At 42.0% G+C, this 22,363-nt stretch carries 14 protein-coding genes; 7 read left to right on the forward strand and 7 right to left on the reverse strand.

Features of this window, described 5'->3' with window-relative positions:
• The 4 genes from SD450_RS09705 to SD450_RS09720 form a co-directional block, all read right to left on the reverse strand.
• On the reverse strand, positions 1-2,571 hold the full coding sequence (locus SD450_RS09705) for a spermidine synthase (RefSeq protein WP_166248852.1): 2,571 nt from the start codon (positions 2,569-2,571) through the stop codon (positions 1-3).
• A 97-nt stretch (positions 2,572-2,668) separates the two neighbouring features.
• A complete protein-coding gene (locus SD450_RS09710; RefSeq protein WP_094997506.1) occupies positions 2,669-4,006 on the reverse strand; it encodes a hypothetical protein in 1,338 nt (445 codons plus the stop codon).
• Positions 4,007-4,025: 19 nt separating this feature from the next.
• Entirely contained in the window at positions 4,026-7,154 is a 3,129-nt protein-coding gene (locus SD450_RS09715) for a SusC/RagA family TonB-linked outer membrane protein (RefSeq protein WP_318344310.1), read from the reverse strand.
• 239 nt (positions 7,155-7,393) lie between these two features.
• A complete protein-coding gene (locus SD450_RS09720; protein WP_166248850.1) occupies positions 7,394-8,545 on the reverse strand; it encodes a FecR family protein in 1,152 nt (383 codons plus the stop codon).
• A gap of 130 nt (positions 8,546-8,675) precedes the next feature.
• Between SD450_RS09720 and SD450_RS09725 the strand changes: the two genes are divergently transcribed.
• The gene (locus SD450_RS09725) at positions 8,676-9,245 is read left to right on the forward strand and encodes an RNA polymerase sigma factor (protein WP_318344311.1); all 570 of its coding nucleotides are present in this window, start codon (positions 8,676-8,678) and stop codon (positions 9,243-9,245) included.
• Positions 9,246-9,308: 63 nt separating this feature from the next.
• Here SD450_RS09725 and SD450_RS09730 read toward each other — a convergent pair whose 3' ends face one another.
• Positions 9,309-11,513 (reverse strand): TonB-dependent receptor family protein, encoded by a 2,205-nt coding sequence (locus SD450_RS09730; RefSeq protein ID WP_318344312.1) that lies wholly within the window; start codon positions 11,511-11,513, stop codon positions 9,309-9,311.
• Positions 11,514-11,901: 388 nt separating this feature from the next.
• Here SD450_RS09730 and SD450_RS09735 point away from each other — a divergent pair, with 388 nt between their 5' ends.
• From SD450_RS09735 to SD450_RS09745, 3 genes are all read left to right on the forward strand, one after another.
• Positions 11,902-12,120 (forward strand): heavy-metal-associated domain-containing protein, encoded by a 219-nt coding sequence (locus SD450_RS09735; RefSeq protein WP_166248847.1) that lies wholly within the window; start codon positions 11,902-11,904, stop codon positions 12,118-12,120.
• Between the two features lie 28 nt (positions 12,121-12,148).
• Positions 12,149-12,937 (forward strand): M90 family metallopeptidase, encoded by a 789-nt coding sequence (locus SD450_RS09740; RefSeq protein WP_166248846.1) that lies wholly within the window; start codon positions 12,149-12,151, stop codon positions 12,935-12,937.
• A 782-nt stretch (positions 12,938-13,719) separates the two neighbouring features.
• Positions 13,720-14,535 carry a prohibitin family protein gene (locus SD450_RS09745; protein WP_119648293.1) on the forward strand — a complete coding sequence of 272 codons (816 nt, stop codon included), beginning with the start codon at positions 13,720-13,722 and terminating at the stop codon, positions 14,533-14,535.
• A gap of 76 nt (positions 14,536-14,611) precedes the next feature.
• On the opposite strand, the gene SD450_RS09750 is transcribed toward SD450_RS09745, so the two are convergent.
• The gene (locus tag SD450_RS09750; protein ID WP_119648294.1) at positions 14,612-15,859 is read right to left on the reverse strand and encodes a mechanosensitive ion channel family protein; all 1,248 of its coding nucleotides are present in this window, start codon (positions 15,857-15,859) and stop codon (positions 14,612-14,614) included.
• A gap of 832 nt (positions 15,860-16,691) precedes the next feature.
• Between SD450_RS09750 and SD450_RS09755 the strand changes: the two genes are divergently transcribed.
• From SD450_RS09755 to SD450_RS09765, 3 genes are all read left to right on the forward strand, one after another.
• The gene (locus SD450_RS09755; protein WP_119648610.1) at positions 16,692-16,886 is read left to right on the forward strand and encodes a hypothetical protein; all 195 of its coding nucleotides are present in this window, start codon (positions 16,692-16,694) and stop codon (positions 16,884-16,886) included.
• A gap of 228 nt (positions 16,887-17,114) precedes the next feature.
• Positions 17,115-17,576 (forward strand): universal stress protein, encoded by a 462-nt coding sequence (locus tag SD450_RS09760; protein ID WP_119648295.1) that lies wholly within the window; start codon positions 17,115-17,117, stop codon positions 17,574-17,576.
• 909 nt (positions 17,577-18,485) lie between these two features.
• A complete protein-coding gene (locus tag SD450_RS09765) occupies positions 18,486-18,974 on the forward strand; it encodes a hypothetical protein (protein WP_119648296.1) in 489 nt (162 codons plus the stop codon).
• Between the two features lie 27 nt (positions 18,975-19,001).
• Here SD450_RS09765 and SD450_RS09770 read toward each other — a convergent pair whose 3' ends face one another.
• On the reverse strand, positions 19,002-22,358 hold the full coding sequence (locus SD450_RS09770) for a TraQ conjugal transfer family protein (RefSeq protein ID WP_119648297.1): 3,357 nt from the start codon (positions 22,356-22,358) through the stop codon (positions 19,002-19,004).
• Between the last annotated feature and the right edge of the window lie 5 nt (positions 22,359-22,363).

Consider the following 22,363-nt stretch of genomic DNA (forward strand, 5'->3'; position numbering starts at 1 on the left):
TTATTTCTTGTTTGTTTGTATTCCCTTATTTTTTTCATTAATAGCTTTGGTCTCCGTATGTAAAAAGTCCGGAGCCAAGAACTGTATCTGTTCCCGTATTTTTTTTGCCTTATCTTCTTCCCCGGTACTGACATATCGCAAATAACGATGGTAAAGCGCCCCCACTTTTACAAATCGAATTTCTTCCTCTGCCAAGTTGGAAAGATAGGGGTCTTTCCCAGCAGGAAGATTAGTATTTAATAAGGTCAACAAATCATCCAACTCCTTGCCTGTAATATAGCTTGCACTGCCCGAATTGGCTTGTTGCGATAGAATAGGTGCCTTAAATTCAATAGACCTTCTGTCATCGGTATTCAGTTCAACACCCGACAACCGATTTCTAATGGCCTCCAAGTTACCTAGATAAAAAAGACCGGCCATGTGGTTGTTTTCCGGGTCAATTTGCTTACCCACTACATGGACAATATTTTTGCGTAAGGTATTATCGTTAAGCTGTGAGCCTGCTTCCTGGCCAACGAGTACGATACTGGCCCGGTCCGTGGAAAAATCGGCCCGCCAGAGTGTCACTTGTGGATAAACGGCTGCAAATGTAGCGGCAATGGTATTGAAGTTCTCAGGTGTAAGCTGGTATAGCGGTAACCATTGCGCAAAGATGCCACCGGGCGATAATCGCTTTTTAACTTGTTCAAAATGCTCAAGGGTGTAAAGACTTCCCGTACCCGCATGCCACGGGGTAAAAAGGTCTCCGATAATAACGTCGAATTTCTTATTGGCGCCCAGAAGAAAGTTTCTGGCATCGTCAGCTACTATATTCGCCCGTTTATCTTTGAAAAGTCCATTGGTCCAAGGTGAAAAATAACGTTTTGCCGCAATAACCACGTTGGACACCAGTTCAACGGCTACTACATTTTCTACATCATGGTTAAACGCCGCACCTGCCGTGATGCCGGTCCCCAGTCCCAAAAACGCCACATTTTTTGGTGCTGGATGTATCATAAGCGGAACATGGGCCTGCATTTGCTCGACCAAAAACGATTTCGAATCCCCGAGCACATAAAAATTATCCAATCGCATCTCTAAATTTCCCGCCAATTGTATTATAGAGACGACACCGTCGCTTGATTGCCAATAATCCAGTACTTTTTCTCCTGTTTTCAATTGTACAAGAGGTGGGTTTTTCAACACGAATATTCCGAAAATCAATGCAACTGGTAATAAAAGTTGAATAATTTTCTTTTTTCCGGATGCTGGGAAAACAATCAATAGAGCTAAGATGCCATACAGAACAGCAATGATTTTTATACTATTCCAGAGGCCGACCAAATCAAGTAGAACAAAACCTGCCACTACCGGTCCCACAAAGCCGCCCAACGAATTGTAGAGTACTAATTTGCCCGCGATTATCCCAGATGGCATTTGGATTGTAGGGGCCGCTTTCAACAGAAAGGGAAACACGGCACCTAAAATAATAGTTGGAGGCATAATTACTATTAGGCTTAGTTTAAAGACGGACAATATATATGTAAGCCAAGATGCGTTCACTGCAAGGTACTCAAGTCCGTTTGTCACAGTACTGAATACCGTTGGAGATATTCCTATCAAAATTGCGGCCGAGGCCAACAATAAGATCAAAAGTTTTGTTGACGGCGCCCTTAGCCTTACCAGCACATGGGATAAAATACCGCCAAGCCCTAGGGATAAAAGGAACACTACCAATATTGCAGCGAACGAATAGACCGAATTTTGTAAAACTTGGGCGAACATTTTAGTCCATAAGGTTTCGGCCGCTAGTGCCAAGGCCCCGGAAAAAAAGGCGACCGTGATGAATTGGCCATAACCCAATTCGGATGTAGCGTAAGTGGATTTTTCGTGCTTTTCAGGCCAATCGAAGGCTTCAAGAGCAGCTGGGTGGGGAGTCTTATAAAAGCGGTCGATAACAAGCGCCAGAACCCCTACGGAAAGAGCCAGGGCCATGGCAAAGCCATAGGTTGCACTGACCCCGTACCTAGCTAACAAATAAAACGCGGCAGCAAAAGCACCTAGAGCGGCCCCTAAGGTATTTACGGCATACAAAATCGTTCCACGTCTTGAAAGGTCAATTCGATTTTTCCCGATGTACTGTGCCAAAACGGGAAAGGTGCCTCCCATTAAAAATGAAGGAAAAAAAAGTAATGAAATACCAAATACAAACTTGATGACTAAGAGAACGCTTCTTGAAACCCCTAAAAAAGATACGATATCAGAATAGTACTTTTCATAGAAATGGAGGCCAGGAATCAACAAGAGTGCCGTTACGGCAATACCTAGCTCCATAAAGCCATATAAGCGAAGTGGCCGTTTAAAACGGGCGGAAGCCTTGCCAAAAAACCGTCCCCCAAGGGCCAATCCGAGAAAAAAAGCGGATAATGTTGCAGCCGTTGCATACGCCGCATTCCCGAACACAAGTCCCAGCCGGTACATCCAAATCACTTGGAATATAAGGCCAGCGGTGCCGGACAACAAAAACAAGGCACATAAGAAAATGAAGCTTCCAGAACGTTCAAATTTTGGAATCGCTAACAGGTTTTTCATAAAAAATGTAATTGACAACTTTGCCTTCAGCAAACTTAAAAAGAAAAGAGGCCCTAAAAAGCCTCCTCTCTTTTTTGTATGACATTTTCAAATATGTTCAATCCAAACAGCCAACATAATTGGGGTTGTTCGATTCTGACTGTGGGACTAGAAATTTAAGATTGGGATTATATTCCCCTCCCTTGAAATAAGGCCCCCATGGAAACACACTTGAGGGCATCATATCATAAACATCCACAAGTCTTCTTAGGTCTCCCAGTCGATGACCGGTACTGAACAACCAAAAGGCACGTTCTGAAAAATGGGCCAGCAACAGGTCTTCGCCACTAATTCCTGAGAGGTCTAACTCTGATAGACCCATTGCGGCCCTAAGTTCATTATGTATATTCTCGACGGTTTGGGCATCATCTGCACTAGCGGCCGCCTCGGCTTCGATCAACCTTGCTTCTATTCCTGAGGCCAAGGCCACGGGTACACTGGAGGAATTGAATTTGAGTTGGTTGTAATACAGGGTAATATCATCTTGTCCAAATTCCGTGCCCCCGTCCCAAGGTGTCCGGGGATCCATAGCGGAGCGGTACATTAGACCATTGCCGCCTTTGCCATCTGCTATAGAAAACTGACGGCGAACAGTGGTCATTATATAAATACCGTTCTCTTGTCTACGACTGTTGTCTGATTGTTCAATATTGTAAACAAAATCTGATGGAACAGCAGATACTTCGCCAGCCGCGGCATCAATTTGTCCTAGGCCCAAAAGGGAGCGGGCCTTGCCTAACCGCCCCAGGTTGGCCAATTTATCGTTGCTGCCGGCGTTGGTGATGGCTTGGTCAAACCATTCGACCGCAGCATTAAACATTTGCTCAGTAGTCAAAGGCTCGCCATAGATCAATTCACCTCCGTCGGCAGGTGCCTTGCTAAAGGGAACCCCACCGCAAAAGGTTTCTGCGAACATGACATAGGCATACCCAACGATACTTTGCATCTCGCTTTCCACTTCTGGATTTCCGCCGAAATTGGCAAGAAGGTCTATAGTAGTTTCGGCCCCGGTTCGTGATCTGTGCAGGTTACCATAAATTGTATTTATGTCACCGTTAATATCTTGAAGGTTTCGGGTATCAGCCTCACGTCTAGTGGGGAAGGTTCCAGAATAACTATACTCATCAGCCATAAGGCCGCTCATAACGATTAGGCCCGTGGTAGCCCCATGGCCTGCTGCGGAACCGCTCATGGCCACGGCAAGATCTCCCAAAGAACCCGCGCGTAGGGTTTGTATACCGGCTTCGCTATTAAGTGATTCCGGTGTAACAATATCAGGATCTGTAACTTCTACCACCGAATCGCAAGAAATACTCAACGATGTAAGTACAACCAAAACAACGACATTAAAGATCAATCTGGAATAGTTGTTTTTTATTTTCAGTAATGTTCTCATTTTCTTAGATTTTTTTATATTAAAAAGATAGGTTTAGCCTTGCTTTCCAAGAACGCACGGGTGGTTGACTGAGAAATTCCTCAGTAGTAAAATTGGCTTGCCCCTCAGAACTTATTTCCGGATCAAGTCCCGTGTAGTCGGTCCATACACCCAAGTTTTGCCCGGAAAGCGTCAGGCTTATACGATCAAAACCAAATTGACTCGAAAAGGTGACAGGCGCATTATAGGTCAACGAAATTTCACGTAGCCTCCAAAACGAAGCATCTTCAATATAACCAGCATTAGTGCCCAAAAATTTTGATGCAACGGCCCTTGCCTGATCGGCAAGCGAGGCATTGGGATCGTTCAGTTCTTGGTTGTTACTATTCCCGTTTCGCCAAGAACCGGTGTTGTTATAAAGTTTTTGACCACCCCTGTAGTTTAGGAGTCCTCTTAGCACAAATTGATTTTCGAAAAAACTAAGTGTTGGGGTAAATGAAATATCGGTAGTGGCAAACGGCGTACCTAAGTACCCTACTTCCCCAACTTGTATCTCATCCTGCCCAATGAAACCATCGCCATTGGCATCGTTAAAAGTATAGGTTTCATCCCAGTAACCGCCAAGGGGAAAGCCTTCAACGTGACGTTGTTGACCAAAAATGACCGGTTGTATGCCCTCACCCAATTCTATCAATTCATTATCTATGAACGAACCCACAAAATCTACCCCAAAGAAAAACTTATCGGTTTCGATGATTCTTGTATTCAATCCAATTTCAATACCCGAGTTTTTAACGGAACCCAAATTTTCAAAGCGCCCTTCGCCCACGCCGAGCGATAAGGGCAATTGCCTAAATATAAGAGCATCTTCGGTACGTTTATTAAAATAGGTCATTTCAAAGCCAATTTTTTCGGACAATAGTTTCGCATCAAAGCCGAACTCAACTTCCGTTGACCGCTCTGGGGTTAAGTCGGAGTTTCCAACGCTGCCAATAGTGACCCCGGTAACACTTTGTCCGTCCAGTGTAGCGGCTATGGGATTGAAAAACCTCAGCGCATCATTGGTGCCCGGTTGTACCCCCGAGGCTCCCCAGGCTCCCCTAAGCCGTAACGAGCTTATGCCATATTTGTCGGAATCATTGAAAAATTCTTCTTCCGAAATCAGCCAAGAAGCACTCACTTTGGGGTAAAATACCGAATTGAACGAGGCACCAAAAGAACTCCCGCGATCGGCCCGTACGGCACCTGTCACGAACAATTTGTCATTAAAACCGATCTGTTCCTCCACAAAGACCCCTACGGTACGCGACTCGATGGTCTGTTCGTTACTTTGTGTTACTGCTGCCCCCGCAATAGAATTACTACCCGCAACCAACTGAAGACCGGTTGCGAAGGTGCCTTGCGAAAGATTCTGTAAATATTGGAATCCAAGGGAAGTTCTGGAATTTATGCCCTCCCAAAGATCTGTTTTGTAAGAACCTACGGCATCCAAAGTATAGACAAAATCGTTGAACCTATTAGAGAACCGGGCACCTTCGTCGTAGTTTAGAAAATCAGGGGCTTCACCCGTGGGGAAAAACTGACTGTCCCAACGGGATGTAAAATCTAGGCCTCCGGAGGCTCTTAGGTTCAATTTTTCAGAGGGTTGCCAAATGAGTTCAAGACCACTGGTAAAACGATTGATTATTTGCCGGGTGTCTATGGTAAACAGTTCATCGGGTGTAAATTCACCCCAACCGTTGTTGACATCTATGGTCGATGTACCATTTAGGCCCTGACTCATTAATGCGAGGGCAAAATTATCGTTCAAGGGAAGTTCCAGATTACTGTTGGTGTAGCCCGTGGTCAAATTTACCTTAAGGTCATCAGTAATCTTGGCTCCGAAATTTCCCCGGAAATTCGTTCTTTTTATGTTATTGACGGGCAACACGCCTTCACCGTCGGTAAGACTTCCCGAAAGGAAATAGGTGAGTACTTCCGAACCTCCCGATACGCTCAACCCACCGCCATAAGACTGTCCGGTTCTAAAAGGCGAGGTACGCGGGTCGTTCAAGGGCTGAAAAGAATTGACCGTACTGTGGACAAAAGTGCCTTCGGCCGCTTCAAAGTTGAAACCGGGATTGCCTGCTGCGTCAAGTGCCTGATAGTTTTTGGGATAGGTTGTTACATCTTCTACCAAACCGCTCTCGAAAAATGCAGACCATCTTGGTTCTCCTTGTTTACCTTTTTTAGTGGTAATACGAATTACACCGTTGGCCGCAATAGATCCGTATAATGTTGCCGCGGAAGGACCCTTGATGATTTCGATAGACTCAATATCCTCTGGGTTGATATCATTTAAACGGGAAGGGGATTGCCCACCTGTTTCAAAAGAGATTGAATTTGCCTCGTTATTAATCAAAATACCATCAACATAAATTACTGGTTCGTTGGAAAGGGATGCACTGTTCGAACCCCTGATCCTAATGCGCGAGCCCATGCCTGTAGAACCTCCACTACTTGAAATCTGAACGCCGGTCGCCTGGCCCTGAAGTAGGTCCGAGACATTGCTTATCGGCCGCTGCTTTACGTCATCGGCAACGTTGAGATTCGCAATGGAATTTCCCATCTCAACCTTACGGCGCGCACCGGTTGCGGTAACGATTACTTCGTTCAAATCCATTGAACTTTGCATCATGGCAACGTTAATTACGTCTGCTTGTTTTACACTGATTTCACGTGAGGAAAAGCCAATATAGGAGAACACAAGAATATCGCCCTCAGAAGCTTCTATTTCATATTCCCCATCAAAATTGGTGGAAACCCCCTTAGTGGAGCCCTTGATGACAATACTCACTCCACCTAAGGGAATATTGTCTTGATCGGTTACCGTGCCAGTTACCGTCATAGTTTGATCCGGAACCTTTGGAGGATTGGATGAGGCCGGACTTGTACCGGAATTCAACGTTTTGCCGTTTTCAACCAACACGATAAGTTTTCTTCTAATTTCAAAAGAAACATTGGTTTCCTTTAGAACTATTCCCATCAGTTCATCTATCTTGACTTTGTCGACGTTTACGGAAATACGTTTATTGATGTCTAAAGTGGAATTCTTATAAAGAATGTTGAAATCGGTCGTTTTCTCTATTTCTTCAAATACGGAGGCTATCGTAGCATCCTTCATGTTCATAGAAATATTGGATTTCTGGGAATACGTGTTATTTGCCTGAAGTTGAAAAAAGGCAACCAAAAGAAACAACATGGTAATTTTCATTTTCAGGTCTATTTTAATCGTAAAATACCTTTTACATAGTGTGTTTTTCATACTTTTGAGAGAGTTTAGAAATTGGTCAAATAGTTTTTAAATTCGTTTGGAATCATGGGATTGTTCCAGCAATCCCTGATTCTTTTAAGGTTCACTCCATACGCTTAGTTTTTAAGGTTAATTTTAATGTTATTGTTTTCAATGTTGTAGTCAAAACTTTTAATCCGTTGAAAAGCCTGTAGTATTTCCTCAATGGTTTCCGTTTTAAACCTTCCTGTATAACTTTCTTTGCTTACCTGCATATCCTTTATCTCGATTTTTACATCATAGTGCCTTTCAAGTTTTTTTGCGATATGATAAAAGTCTTCGTTCTTGAACAACAATATGCCATTTTTCCAAGCAATGTAACTGCTGACATCTATATTAGCAGTGGCTAGTTCATCATCGGAATAGGAATAGGAAGCCAGCTGATTCGGTTTTAGGATTACATCTCCCGAACCAATAGAATTATTCCGACCGACTGACAGACTACCTTCAACAAGTACCACTTGAATATGTTCGTCATCTCGGTAACTGGAAATATTAAATTCCGTCCCTAGGACCTTTGCATCAAGAAGCTGTGTGCTGACCGTAAATGGCCTTAAAGAATCTGAAGCAACGGTAAAGTAAGCTTCCCCTCTAAGAACAACATTCCTTGGGCCTTCGTCGTAAAATACCACTGGGTATGTAATTGAGGAACCCGAATTAAGGTATACTTCCGTACCATCGGATAGTACCAACTGAAACTTTTTCCCATAAGGTACATCCAAGGTGTTGAACACCAACCGATTCACCTTTTTTTGGTTCGATGCTACTTTTTTATAGGTAATTTTAGTGCCTTCTTGCTCTACCACATAGGCATTTGTAGTAGACACTATTCCGGTTGCCTTGTCATTTAAGGTTTCCTTTTTAGACCCATCTTCAAAAGTAATCGTGGCTTCTTTTTCAAGAATTACTTCAGGACTACGTTGCTCGTAAGCATAAATACCTAACATAAGAACGCCGACAAAAATCGCGGCGTACCTGAGTAGTAAGTTCCTTTTTTTGACCTTGCCTGCGACGAGTCTAGCTTGATTGAAGGCCGATGTCAGATTTTTCTTTAGGTGTTCCGTACTTTCTTCTTCTCCAGCCCCGGTTATTAGATGATGGAGTTCCACTTCTTCCTGAAAGCTAGATTTATTTTTATCGACCCATTTGGCCAAAATATCAATCTCATCCAAAGTTGCCGTATTGGCCAAAAATTTGTGTATGATAATTTCTATTTTCTTGTTTTTCATCGATGATTTTTAGGAAAGTCCCAATTCATATTATGTAAACGATTGAACTATACAATACCCTTGCTTTTTATTGTCAATAATCTATAATTATTGATTTTTTTTGTTAAAATAGCCTATGAATTCAAATAACTTGGATGAAAAAATTAAGGTTGAAGCAATCCAAAAAGGGGATAGGAAGGCTTTCAAAACAGTCATTGAGTCCTATTATAATGAAATCTACTGGTATGCAAAAAGTTTAAGCCGTAACGAAGCTTTGGCAAAAGATTTGGTGCAGGAAGCATTTTTCAAACTATGGAAGAAAAGGGATAATATAAAAAAGGGAACTATCTTAAAGGGATGGCTCTACAAGTCTGTCCGAAACAATTTTTTGGACCATATAAAAAAGTATAAGAAAGAAACTTATTTTTTCGAGACTACCTATGCCGAAACTTTGGACCATGTAATTGAAAGGGAATATCAAGAAGACTTAAAACATAAGGTGGAACTAGTTGAAAAAGAGATCGAACAGCTTCCCAAGAAGTGCAACCAAGTATTTAAGTTAAGTAAGAAAGAAGGTCTAACCAATACTGAGATTGCGGAACATTTGGGTATCTCCATCAAAACGGTCGAAGGACATCTTACCAAAGCCCTCAAAATTTTAAGGGAAAAATTAAAAGAAAAAATTAAAGTGCTGTTTTTAATTCTTGGCCATGTGAGGTAAAAAGGACAAATGTCCTTACATCGGTTTTCAATTGACATGGTCTAGAAATTATGATTATTCCTTTTAAAGGCCATAGGTTATTGAAAAATTAACCCCGAATGGATGCCCAGGCCGTAGTCCGGCAGGAACCCTTGAAACCGCATAGGTGGTGTCGAACAAGTTAATGATATTGGCGGAAAAGGTAAAATGACTATTGTAGAAATAGCGGCCCGACATGTCAACGACAAAATTGGAATCTACCCTTAAATTTGCTGGAATGGTCCCTGTTCCTGCTTGTGTCCTGAATGCATCGATATAGCGTGCGCCCAGGTCGACAGCAAATTTTTCATGCCCCAGGCCAAGGTTCAAATTGAACTGGTTCTTGGCGATATAGGGTATTTCATCACCCACCGAGACTTCCCCGAATATAGCGTTGGCACTGTCAAATGAACTAAGAAACTCGGTATCGGTCAGGGTATAGTTAAACGTTAACGGTAAGCGGACCTTTTCCGAGCTGTTATTCAAAAGGTTATAGTTCAACGATACTTCTACACCGCTGACCCTTACCTCGCCAGCGTTGAATTGGTCCAAGCTGCCCGTACCACCTGTAGCCGCAAGGTCGCTCCCCAACAAGTTTTGATAGTCGTTATAGTAGCCTACCACTTCGCCTTGAATTCCATGATAATTGAAACGGGTACCCAATTCATAATTTATACTGCTTTCCGCATCTTGGCCTTCGGTATTGCCGGGAGGGGAAAACCCTTTGTGCACCCCGCCAAAAACGGAAAGATTTTCGGTAAAGGTATAATTTGCCCCAATTCCCGGAATCCAAACATCCACTTGGTTCTCACGTTCGGAAAGGTCCGTACCCGATCTCGTTGCATCGTTGGTACCGTAATTTATCCTGCCCAACGTAATATTCTCGTACCGAATACCCGGGGTCAATGTAAACCTGCCCAAATTTAGTTTGTACAAGGTATGCGCAGCAATTGCCTTTGCGTTGCCGATACGGTTTGCATCCGCCCCTTTGATGCCGACCGTTGTACGTATTAGTTCATTGTTCTGAAAACCATACCTGTCTACCCATTGAAACCTATCCTCCTCATCCTCATGGTAGCGAATACCCAGCTCCAGGCTTTGTAACCAGTCAGCGCCCCAGCGCAACCGGGCAATGGACTGTATTCCTTGGGAGGTATACCTCCTGTTATTCGCTTTTATGCCGAACACATCTTCCGGGGTATCCGTGTTTCCCAACAGGGCATTGTATTCCATGGCATAAGTTTCCGGATCTGTGAGCACATTGTTTATTCCAACGCGCTCCCCAAGATTTACATCGTCCAATTTGTACCAGTTGCGCTTAAACTTGTTCACATATCCCGTGGTGGTAATGGACAGGGCCTGGGAAAGTTTAAGAAAATGTGTTAATTGGTATTGTTGGTGCTCCGCATCCATCACATCTTCCGAGGATGCCCTGTATCTGCGGTACGGGTTTTCATTGAAATCGGCATCGGTCAACCCTAAATAGGTTTCATTGGCCCTTTCTTCGGAAAATTGGATTTTAAAGAGAAGGGATTGATAGACTTTGGCACCTTCATCGGTATTCATTCGAAACTTTGCCAAATAGTCCGATTTATCAAAACCCGTATTTCCCCCTCCGTCAATATTTTTAAAACCGTCTGAATTGTAGTTATAGTATTCGCTTACGAATCCGAAGTTCTTAAAACTATCGCCTATTACGATCTGTGTATTTTTTGAATTGAAGTTACCGGCCGATAAGGTCGCTCTTCCCGTAAACCGGTCCGGTATCCGGGTAGAGATCATGTTGATGGCGCCACCCGTAGTATTTGGCCCGTACTGGGCCTGACTACTTCCCTTCAATACTTCCACGGCCTGCATCCTTGCGATGGTGGGAAAATAATATGCGGCAGGGGCACTGTAGGGGGCAGGGGCTATAAGCACCCCATCTTCCATAAGATTGATTTTTGCACTACGTTCTGGAGAAGTACCCCTCAAACTGATATTGGGCCGTAATCCAAAACCGTCCTCCTCGTAGATATTGACCCCGGGCACGTTTCTCAATATCCTGTTAATATCGTTATAACTGAATTTTTGGAGTTCTTTCGCCGATATATAATTTGCGGAACCCGTTCTGTTCATGGCTTCAAATTTACTCCCTAGAATTGCACTTCCATTGACTATGACCTCGTTTAGGATTTCCGTTTTCAGGACAGTTGAATCTTTGCCATCATTGCTTTCCTGTGATAATCCTAAATTCGCTGTCAGGAGCATTATTGAAAATACAGTTAAAAACCATTTCATATTATACTTATTTAGATTGAATAAAAATAAAGTGCAAACGTAGGATAATTTTTGGTTTGGCGCAATCTTATTGAGAAAGATTCTAAATAATTTTTTAGTTTTATAATTACTATTAAGTTTATTGCTTTATCCATTTTGAAACTGTCAAAAAAAACCGAAATGGGTATATGTAAGAATCTGTTTTGAGCATTCATATATAATATCATCGTAATTCCTATACTAGCAGGAGTTTTAGCCTGTTGATGGATTTTTAGCTGATGATTGCGAGAGTAGCAATGGCATTCAGTAGTGTATCGTTTGTAGAGAACAGCTTACGGCTAAAATGAGTAAAACTTTAATAAGAATAAGTTCAAACACGATGAAAACTTTAAAATTTAAAACAAATATCAATTGTGGTGAATGTGCATCTAAGGCAACACCTTTTATAAACAAGCAAGACGGGATTGAAAATTGGGAAGTGGATACCGCTAATCCCGATAAAACCCTGACAGTGGAAAGCAATGGAGCATTCGAAGAGGAGGTAAATACTACGCTCCAAAATATTGGATTTAAGGCGGAAAGTGTAAATTCAAATTAATGCTGTTTTGTAAACTACTCCGCCAATCATGATTTACACCATAATCTTTGGACTACTTCTTGTGCTTGCCGTTTATTATTTTTCCGGAATAGGAAAAAAAAAGGTAAAGCCCTTCCCAAATCATTGGCATCCGTTGCTGATGGATCATGTACTCTTTTACCGGAAACTTCCCAAAAGTGAACAGGCAGTTTTTCAACAACGAATGATGCAGTTCTTAAGCGAGGTATATATTGATGGGGTACAACTGGAATTAGAAGAACTGGACAAAATATTGATTGCCGCAAGTGCCGTGATTCCGGTTTTTGGTTTTGAGGAATGGCACTATACCAATTTGAGCGGTATACTTCTATATCCTGATTATTTCAACGAAGATTTGGAATTCGATAGTAAGGGACAATTACGAAATATTGGGGGACTGGTCGGTAGCGGCAGGTTCGAAAAACAGATGATTCTATCAAAAAAAGCGTTATACCATGGCTTTGCCAATACCACTGATAAAAGCAACACCGGGATTCACGAATTTGTACACCTCATAGATAAAATAGACGATGTGACCGATGGAGTGCCAGAACGGTTATTGAAACATCAATATACAATCCCGTGGCTAAAGTTGATCCACAAGGAAATGGAAGCCATAAACGATAACCATTCCGATATCCGAAAGTATGGCGGAACCAACGAAGCCGAGTTTTTTGCCGTGGCTTCCGAATACTTTTTTGAACGGCCCGATTTACTAAAAAAGAAACATCCGGAACTGTATAAAATGCTGGTGGAATGTTTTAGGCAGGAACCTGCTAGTGGGAACAATTACGGCTAATGAAGAGACAAAAAGTAGTCTATGTGCCAAAATCGAAAATATTATGGGTACACGCTTAAATCTTTGAAGATTGTATTGCTAATATCATTTGTCGCGAATTTTATTGGTTACTTGAATCCAATGAGAAGTAGCATACCTTATGGTTCTGTAAAGGGTATATCGACACAACTATCGAAAGAGACCACAAATGGGATAGTCCTAGAAAACCGCACACAGTTTTTCGGTATACTTCTTTCTTCTTCGCCTATCTTTAATTTACTGATTTCCGCACATTTATAAGCGCGAAAAATGGATATCTATTGGAGTTTTGCAACGGCCATGTTCGTTTTATTTGACCTTAAAATCGCAATCAATAGTTCATATAAATTTGATGCAATCACTAAATATATATCCATATATAAGGCTTAGTGCTTAAAGGCTGTTTTGAAACGTGTGAATTATGTAATGTTTATCAATATTTATGTACCAAACTCTTTATGGTTCTTTTGCACCTTTGACTAAAGTTATCTAAATAGATATTAAGTACAATAATATTTGAAAAGAACAATTTGGTTCACAAGATAATTAAAAGTCAAGAAATTCTTTCAGACCGATATTTGATAATGCAAACTCACAAATGGTATGGATAGGAAAATTAAAGGAAAAAGGGCAAAGCGTAATGCAAAAAATAGAGCGGGATACACATAAAAAAACTGTTCGCCCCATAACCTAAGCATTAAGAGTTTAAGGAATCGATTGCGTTTAAAAACGAAAAATTTAGTACTAATTCAAAACAAAAGATTATGGACAAATTACCTAAAATGGCCTTACCCGCAATAATCATATTTATTATACTGGTTATTGTAATAGCAAAATCCGCAGTGACAATCGGTTCGGGAGAGTCCGGTGTATTATACAAAACTTTTGGTGGAGGCGTTGTGACCGACGAACCACCCTTGGGCGAGGGCTTTCATATCGTAGCACCTTGGAACAAAGTTTTCATATATGAGGTAAGACAGCAGGAAGTTTTTGAAAAAATGCAGGTACTATCTTCCAACGGATTGGAAATAAAACTGGACGCCTCCGCATGGTTTGAACCAAAACGGGAATTTTTGGGAAAGCTACACCAAGAAAAAGGCTCGGAATACATTCAACGGGTACTATTACCTACGATTCGATCGGCGGCAAGAAGCGTTGTGGGGCGGTATACCCCGGAGCAATTGTACTCCAGTAAGCGAGATGCGATACAGGCCGAGATCTATGAAGAAACCAAAAAGATCGTTGACGGACAGTACATTCAACTCAATGAGATATTGGTAAGGGATGTCACTTTGCCAGTTACCATAAAGGAAGCTATAGAGCGTAAGCTAAAACAAGAGCAAGAGTCGTTGGAATACGAGTTTCGTTTGGTTACAGCTAGAAAAGAAGCTGAAAAAGTAACCATTGAAGCACAGGGAAAGGCGGATGCGAACAGAATTTTAAGTGCTTCATTGACAGATAAGATATTGCGGGACAAGGGTATCGACGCAACATTGGAACTAGCGAAGTCACCTAACTCTAAAGCAGTCATTGTTGGCAGTGGCGATTCCGGATTACCATTGATATTGGGAAGTAATTGATTTTGTTTAGTGTGATAAATCAAAAAGTTCAGACGAACCCAATCATAAATGGAGCAGGAACTAAAAAGCTCTTGATTTATTTTTCCCCACCCAAAGAAGTTGGCAGCTCAAAAACCTTTAATTCGAAATAAGGCAAGGCGGCCAAAAGATGATCGAAAATATCGGACATGACATATTCGTAATTTTCCCACCGCTTGTCGGCACTAAAAGCATAAATTTCCAAAGGAATGCCCTGTGGTGTCGGTTCCAGTTGTCGGACCATCAAGGTCATGGTCTTGTTGATTGCGGAGTGTTTTTCAAGATATGAAGAAACATATTTACGAAATACCCCAAAATTTGTCAGGTTCCTGCCGTTTATATTCAAAGACTTATCTACATCCTGCTGAGTATTATATGCGTTGATTTCGCTGGTTCGGGTATTTAGGTATTCGGCAATCAATTGTACTCTCTTGAGTTCGGTCAAATCTTCATCTGAAAGAAAACGAACACTTTTTTGACTGATTGTCATTGCCCGTTTGATTCGTCTTCCACCGGAAACCTGCATGCCCCTCCAATTTTTAAATGAATCTGAAATCATAGCGTAGGTCGGGATCGTTGTGATAGTCTTGTCGAAATTTTGCACCTTTACCGTGGCCAAGTTAATTTCGATAACATCGCCATCCGCTCCGTATTTATCGAAAGTAATCCAATCGCCGATACCTACCATATCGTTTATACTGACCTGTATACTTGCGACGAGCCCTAAAATGGAATCTTTGAATATTAATAGGATTATTGCGGAGCCCGCACCGAGGGCGGTAAAAAATTTCCAAATTTCAACACCGGTAATTATAGCGAAAACGGCCATTACACCAACGATCCAAGCAAAAATCATGAAGACTTGAATATAACTATCAATCGGTTTATCGTGAAACCTTGGCTTGGTTTTCAAGTAATCGGTCGTACTCCTGAACAATCTTTTGACCAAAGCGAGTGCCAACAAGACGAACAGAATGTGGAGTATTTTCAATACTAGAACACCGACGTAATCAAATCCGATAAATGCCATCGGGACAAACTTGAACAAGAGTATCAACGGGAAAATATGAGCCACATAGCTTGGTACCCTGTGCGCCACCAGAAAATCATCCAAGTTGGTCTTCGATTTTCGCGCTATTCGAACCGACAGTGCTCGCAGCACCTTCAAGATAATAAGGTCGAGCAACCATACAAAAAGCAGGATTCCCACTAGCCAAATAATCAAATTGAGGTATAAGGCGAGATTTTCGCTCATACCGGTCTTTAAAAAATATTTATACAGTATGCGAAATAGTCCGTCTTTCATGTCCTAAAATTAGTAAGCGTTATGGGTAGAAGAATTTGCAAAGATACGGCTAACTTGACTCTTTCCTCAGTTTACGGGAGCTTATTACTATCCTTATCTATAGCTCAACCGGAAAGTGAATTGCTTACCATATCGTAAACGATGTGCTGTTTGGTGGCATCACCTTGCTAGAAAACGTCATATTTATTCTGTATACTTTCCCAGCGTTCGCTTCATTAATATTTATCGATAAGTATAATGACCAAATTGCCTTTGGTAAAATGTTACTTCAAAGGCGGTTGATTTCCGTTTCAGTCAAACAATATTTATAGAACATGATAGTTGTGTTGGACTTCAATTTCGGACCTTCTTTTAGGCAGATGAATTTAAAACTATCTAAGTGAAAATTTGATATCCAAGGATTTTAGTTGTTTAAGACGACGTTCTTACAAACAGAACAGTAAAAATGAAAATTTTCTCCCACCTGATATATCTAAAAACCTGTGAAATGTGTAAGCTTTACGAAAGTTCTTATAAAAATATCTTTGATGGTTTATTTACCTTTAAACTTCGGTTTTAGACGTTTTATGCATACAGTAAGAATCAAAATCTTTTCTTCGTCCAATTTTATGATAAAGGCAGTTCCCCTCAAACTCGATTAGTGTCGCCTTCAACATTTTTAGCCGAAAAGTGCGATAATTCAATGGGCTGTTCTTTTTTGGTCAATTGTCAAAATCATTAGGAAAGTAAAAATAAATAACTACTGATTTTGAAATCTACATTTCTAAAATTGGTTTAATAAGTGATAAATCATAGGATAACAAAGAAATTTTCGAATTTAAAACAAGAACGTATGGAACATGATATAGAACATAGGGATCAATTGGCGAGATTACATGATCGGCACAAAAGATTTTCACTGAAGGTTTACGACCATCATACCGCCAATGAAGAAGAAAAAAAGGTAAAAGCACATAAAAAATGTAAGAAAGCCTCGGAAGAATTGGAGGCTATGAAGACTAAGCTGCTTACTAAAAAAGGAGAATAGATCTAGTAGAAGGGTCTAAATAGAACGAAGATGTTTTATTGAAAAAAGAATAAAAACTAGAGTAAGAATTCAAGGCTTGGGAGAAAAGGCAGACGAACATGCCAAAAGACCCAAGAAAAGTTTTTGGAGCATTATCCTAATTTTACAATTCGTAATTAGATGTATTCTATTTTTTTATGAACAAAAGGGGCCAGTTTTTCTGGTCTCTTTTCAATAAATTAATGAAGAATGAAAAAAATATGTATTGCGCTGGACTATAATCCGTCCGCAGAAAAAGTAGCTGAAACAGGTTATGACTATGCCAAAGCACTGGGAGCTCAAACTACATTGGTACATGTAATAACCGATGCTACCTATTATGACATTGATTATTCACCCATAATGGGTTATACGAGTGCTTTTGCCAAGAACAATTTGGAAGTGGTTGACGAACTGGTTCATGGTGCCGAGAATTTTCTATCGGCCTCGGCCCAACATTTGGGAAGCGGGGACATCAAGACCGAGGTGTTGAAAGGCGAAACCGCAGACGCCATTCTGGACTACTGCGTAAAAAATAAAATTGAACTTTTGGTTATGGGAACGCATAGCCATGGAGTACTTGAAAATGTACTGATGGGCAATACGGCGGTCACGGTCGTTCGGCATGCCAAAATTCCTATTTTAATTGTACCTACAAAAAATATAAAATAAGAAATCAGCATCAAAGCTAAATAACTATTGTAGGCCAGTCTCGAAACCCTTCATCTCGAGAAGACCAAAGAATGGATTGAACAAGTCCGCCCTTAGTAAGAAGCGTTCAGCATTTTAAGCGATTTCGTAGATTGTAAATAGCCCACAACAATCTTTAAGACTAGTTAAACAAAGGTTTATAACCTATAATGATTTCATTCTATGATGGAATTCCCTTCCTTTCTGGAATATCGAGGAAAAAAAATAGTGCGTTTACCTCGAATAACAAGATGGCGGATGAAACGGTTTGGGTGTGGTTTATGAAGTAGTTATTTCTCAAATATAGGCTCAATTAGTTATCAATATTTTTTAGCACACTTTCGCCATTATCCAAAATGCTGAGCTCTTTTCCAAGACTCGCCCCATTTTCTTCATATTATCACCAACCAACGGTATCGCTAAATTCCTAAGTACTTGCCAATATACGAATATTGACTGAAGGGTCTAGATTGGGGAAAGTTTCCGGAAGGGGCTTACGTAAAAGACACTGCGTAATATCGATAAAACTTCTAATTAGAAATATTATTTCAAGAAATTGGCAAAACATTTTCTAGTGAAGAGATTTGACTATAAGAACTGTTAGAATATATTAATGAGGAGGGACAGGGACGTGTTTATCCAAGTTCCTAGGCGGAAGTTTAAAACCCTTCGCCTTCAAGCCTGACCGAGTGGGCAAGCTGCGCTGGCCCGCATTCGGCCGTCTTTCCGGCTACGGTTTTTAAACATCCTCGGCACCGCGCATAAAAGCATGGAGGCGCAGAAAAAGCGCTCCATGCATTTATCTTGCCTACGCACAATTAATTTCGAAAATTCTTGTTTAAAATATGTAATCCTTAGTGATATATTTGTAATAACCCAAGGCCAATTCCAATGAAAACAAATATTTTCATCTTTCTTGCATTCCCGATGCTGCTATTTCTTTCGTGCAATAGCGACGACGACAGTGTTGCAGAATCGGATAGGAAGCAAGCTTTGTTCGGCCAGTGGGAATATGAGGCTATCGATTCCAATACCGCCGTAGACATAAATGGCGACGGTACGGTAAATATAGATTTATATAATACCAATGAAATCCGCCAATGCTTAAAGGACAACCTTACTTTTTTTAGTGATGGTCCCGCTGACGAAGGAAAAGATTCCTACACTATAAACGAAAACGGATTAAGCTGTGGTGATGTAGCTGCCTTTGCCAATGTTGAAAAAGACCAATACGAATTAATCAATAATGAAATTCTTCGTTTCGATAATAAAGATGATATGACCATCATCGAGTTTAGCCAAAACAGGTTAGTCCTAGAGCAAGACGACTTTTTAGACAATCAAGATGTTGTCATAACGTATACTTTTAAAAGAAGCTAGAAAATGGTTTGCATTACCCCCTTTTGATCATACTCTAACAATTTTCCCCGATGTCCATTCACTCCACTGGCCATTGGTATCCCTGACCCGGACCTCAAAGTCCTGATCAAGATATTTCAAACGGCTTTCTCGGGGTTCCTCTTCCAACATGAAATATCGATCCACTCCACTGCCCGTGGCTTCGTTGTAATTGAACAATCGGGTATCCCACCGGTTGGTACTCCTGTTGAATATCCTGATTTCCACCTGGTCCAGCGTAGCACCGCCATAGGCTTCCGAGCACCCGATATCAAAACAGGTATAGATCCTGACCTGATAATCGCAGCCGTTCAATCCACCACAACTGACATTGTGCTTTTCCCCTTTTACAAAAGCCACGGGCCTTCCTAAAGTGTCAACAAATGTGCTTCCGCTTTTGGAGTGTCCTGTTGAGTTCTCCACCTCAAAATCAATGGTAAACGTATTTGGGGTCTCTGGATAGAAAGTAAGGTTGGTACTCCCGTAGTTCAACGGAATTGTCTCCCCCTCATCATATCTATTTCCGCCATAAAAGAAATAACCGACACGGTTTCCATTGAAAGAATATGTCATTTGATAGGTCACGGCCGGATCATGGGTGCCAATGGCATTGGTAATGACCGTGATGTTAAAGGGTTCTTCTTCCAAACGTTCCCCAGGGGCCTGACTAACGGTCAACTCGAATGGTTCCTCGTACCTTTCATAGTTGATATTGACATTGGCCGTTTTCTCCACATCCGATGAGGAGCGCACCGTAAAAGTGATGTTATGGTTGCCCTCGGTCGTTCCGGTATATTTTCCTGAAAATGCCCCCACGGGTACATCAAAACTTTCCCCAGCAGAGTAATTGGTGCCCGCATATTCAAAAGAACCATTGTTACCATTTGCCGAAAAATACATCACGTAGGTGTCCCCACCGATTCCGATTTCGGAAATATTGAAGTTAACATCCACCTGTTCCCCGATATAGGCCTGCTGCAATGTGCCCGATGCGGTAAAGGTGTAATCCTTGGCCGCAACGTTTACCGTTATATCCACGGTTTTCTCCAATCCGGTATCGTTTCGGACCGTGAAGGCCATTCGAACGGTACTTTCATTGGTACCTTCGAGCGTCCAGTTAAAGTTGCCCGTATTGACATCATAACTGTTCCCGGGGCTTACCTCTATACCATTGTTGTCCCTGATGAGCGCATTGCCGTTCATACTGAATCGCATCGTGTAATCCGAAGACCCGACACTTTCCGAAATATTAAAATTGAGGCCAGTGGTTTCCCCTACGGTTATGTCCGATTTTTGGGTGCCCCCGGTAAAGGTAAAGTCGACCTGGTCAAAAGTGATGGTAGTGTTGGCCGTTCGGGTAACGTCCGATCCCGATTCGACACTGAGAACGATAGTATGCTGTCCGGGTTCCGATCCGGTATAGGAAATATTGTTGACCCCGGCACCCAAAGGAAATTGTTCCCCCGGACCATAGGTTATACCATTAATGGACATCGACCCGTTTTGACTAGAGGAAAAGAAAGCCGTGTAACTGTCGTTCGCTCCGTCGGGAACTTCGTCGATATCCACGATCATACCCACCGGAATGTTGGAAAACTCAGTAGCCTTGGACGGGGTCATATTGACCGTAAAGTCGTTGTTGCCAACGACAACGGTAACCTTATCTTCAAGGATCTGACCGTTGCTGTCACGAAGCAAAAAGGTTATTTCGTAGGTTCCTGCCTGGTCCCCAACGAAATCATACGCAAAGCTTCCCGGACTTACCGAAAAATATTGGCTAGGGATTATTGGCGAATTTCCATTGTACAATTGTGCGTCACCACCTGAAATAAAGTAATTCAGTTCATAGGAAACCCCATCGTAATCCCCTTGTTCGATAAGGCTGAGTGAAATTGTACCGCGCTGGCCTACCAATACCTCGTTGCTATTGGCCGAGGCATTGAATTCCAGTTCAAGGGGATTGGCATCCAGATCGATCTCCACAGGTCCGACCGCTTGCCCGTAATTGTCCGTAACGAGAAAATTGATGCGATGCGGACCCAAGGTTTCGGGCGTATAAAACAATGGGAAATTACCCAAGTCGACCGGATAGTCGGTATTGTTCCGGATCGTATTTCCATTGACCCCAGTAACCCTTCCGTTTCCTTCTTCTAGGTCATAGGTCAGGAAATAATCGATATTGGATGTGTTACCGTTCGATTTAATGTTGAAATTAAGCTGTGTCCGTTGGTTTACGAATACCTGGTTGCTTTCCGAATTTCCGCTAAACGTGAAGGGAATGTTGGCAATCTCGATCTCGACACTGTCCCTTTTCCTCTGGCCATTGCTGTCTCGTATATCAAAATAGATTTTGCGCTGCCCCAATTCATCGTCCTCAAAAGTATAGTTATAATTGCCGGGATCAATGCCGCGAAAAGTCCCGGGGTCCATGACCCCGCCATTCTGGTCCCGTACAACTCCCGCGCCTTGGCTATCGGAAGAAAAGGAATGGCTAATATCATAGGTAACTTCGCTTTCCTCGTCCTGTGTCTGCAAATCGACATTGATTGCCAGGTTGGTATCCAGCTCCACCTGTGAGGATGCCGCGGTTGCCCTGAACGTGAAATCGACATTTCCGACCGTCAGCAGCAGCTCATTCGTCAGGGATGCCCCATCGGGAGCCTTGGCAACCATGGTCAATTTGTGCTCGCCCAAGGTTTCTGGTAAGTAGCCAAATTCGGTAACGCCCTTGGGCAACTTGAAGGGGGTTCCAGCATTGTAGGTAACATCGTCCAAATGAAGCTTGCCCGAACCATCTTCCAGTTGGTAGGTAATCTCAAATTCCTCGGTCGAATCCCCATCCGGAGCTACCGTGTTCTTGTCCCGTAACAAGGTTACATTGACGGGGTTCCGGCTATTGATAATGAAATCCCCGGTACCCTTGCCCAAGAGAAAGCTGAAACTGGCGTACTTGACATTGTAGGCCAACTCCAACTCCTTTTGCAATCGGTTTGAATCCCAGGCCAATACCTTGACTTTGTGCATACCCGTATCGATGGGCATATAGCGGTAAGAAAGGTCAAAATCCTTGACGGGGATGGTATCGTTTTCGCGGATGGTATCGTTTTCCGTACCTAAATAATAGCCTTTCCCGTCAAGGATATTATATTTCATGAAATAGGAAACGGTAGAGACCATCCGATCGGGTTCCAAGCTGAAATCCGTTCTTACAGCTTCAAATACAAAGCCGTTTTCCTCGTTCGTGCCATGAAAGGTAAAATCAAAGGAATCCTGCACTATTCCTTCAAAGTCCTTGCTACAGGCAATTATAAATATCATGCATAGCGTACCTATGGCGACTATGCGTTGTGGGGTATTGAATTTCATAACGT

The sequence above is a fragment of the Flagellimonas baculiformis genome (genome assembly GCF_033441575.1).
GTDB classification, from domain to species: domain Bacteria; phylum Bacteroidota; class Bacteroidia; order Flavobacteriales; family Flavobacteriaceae; genus Flagellimonas; species Flagellimonas baculiformis.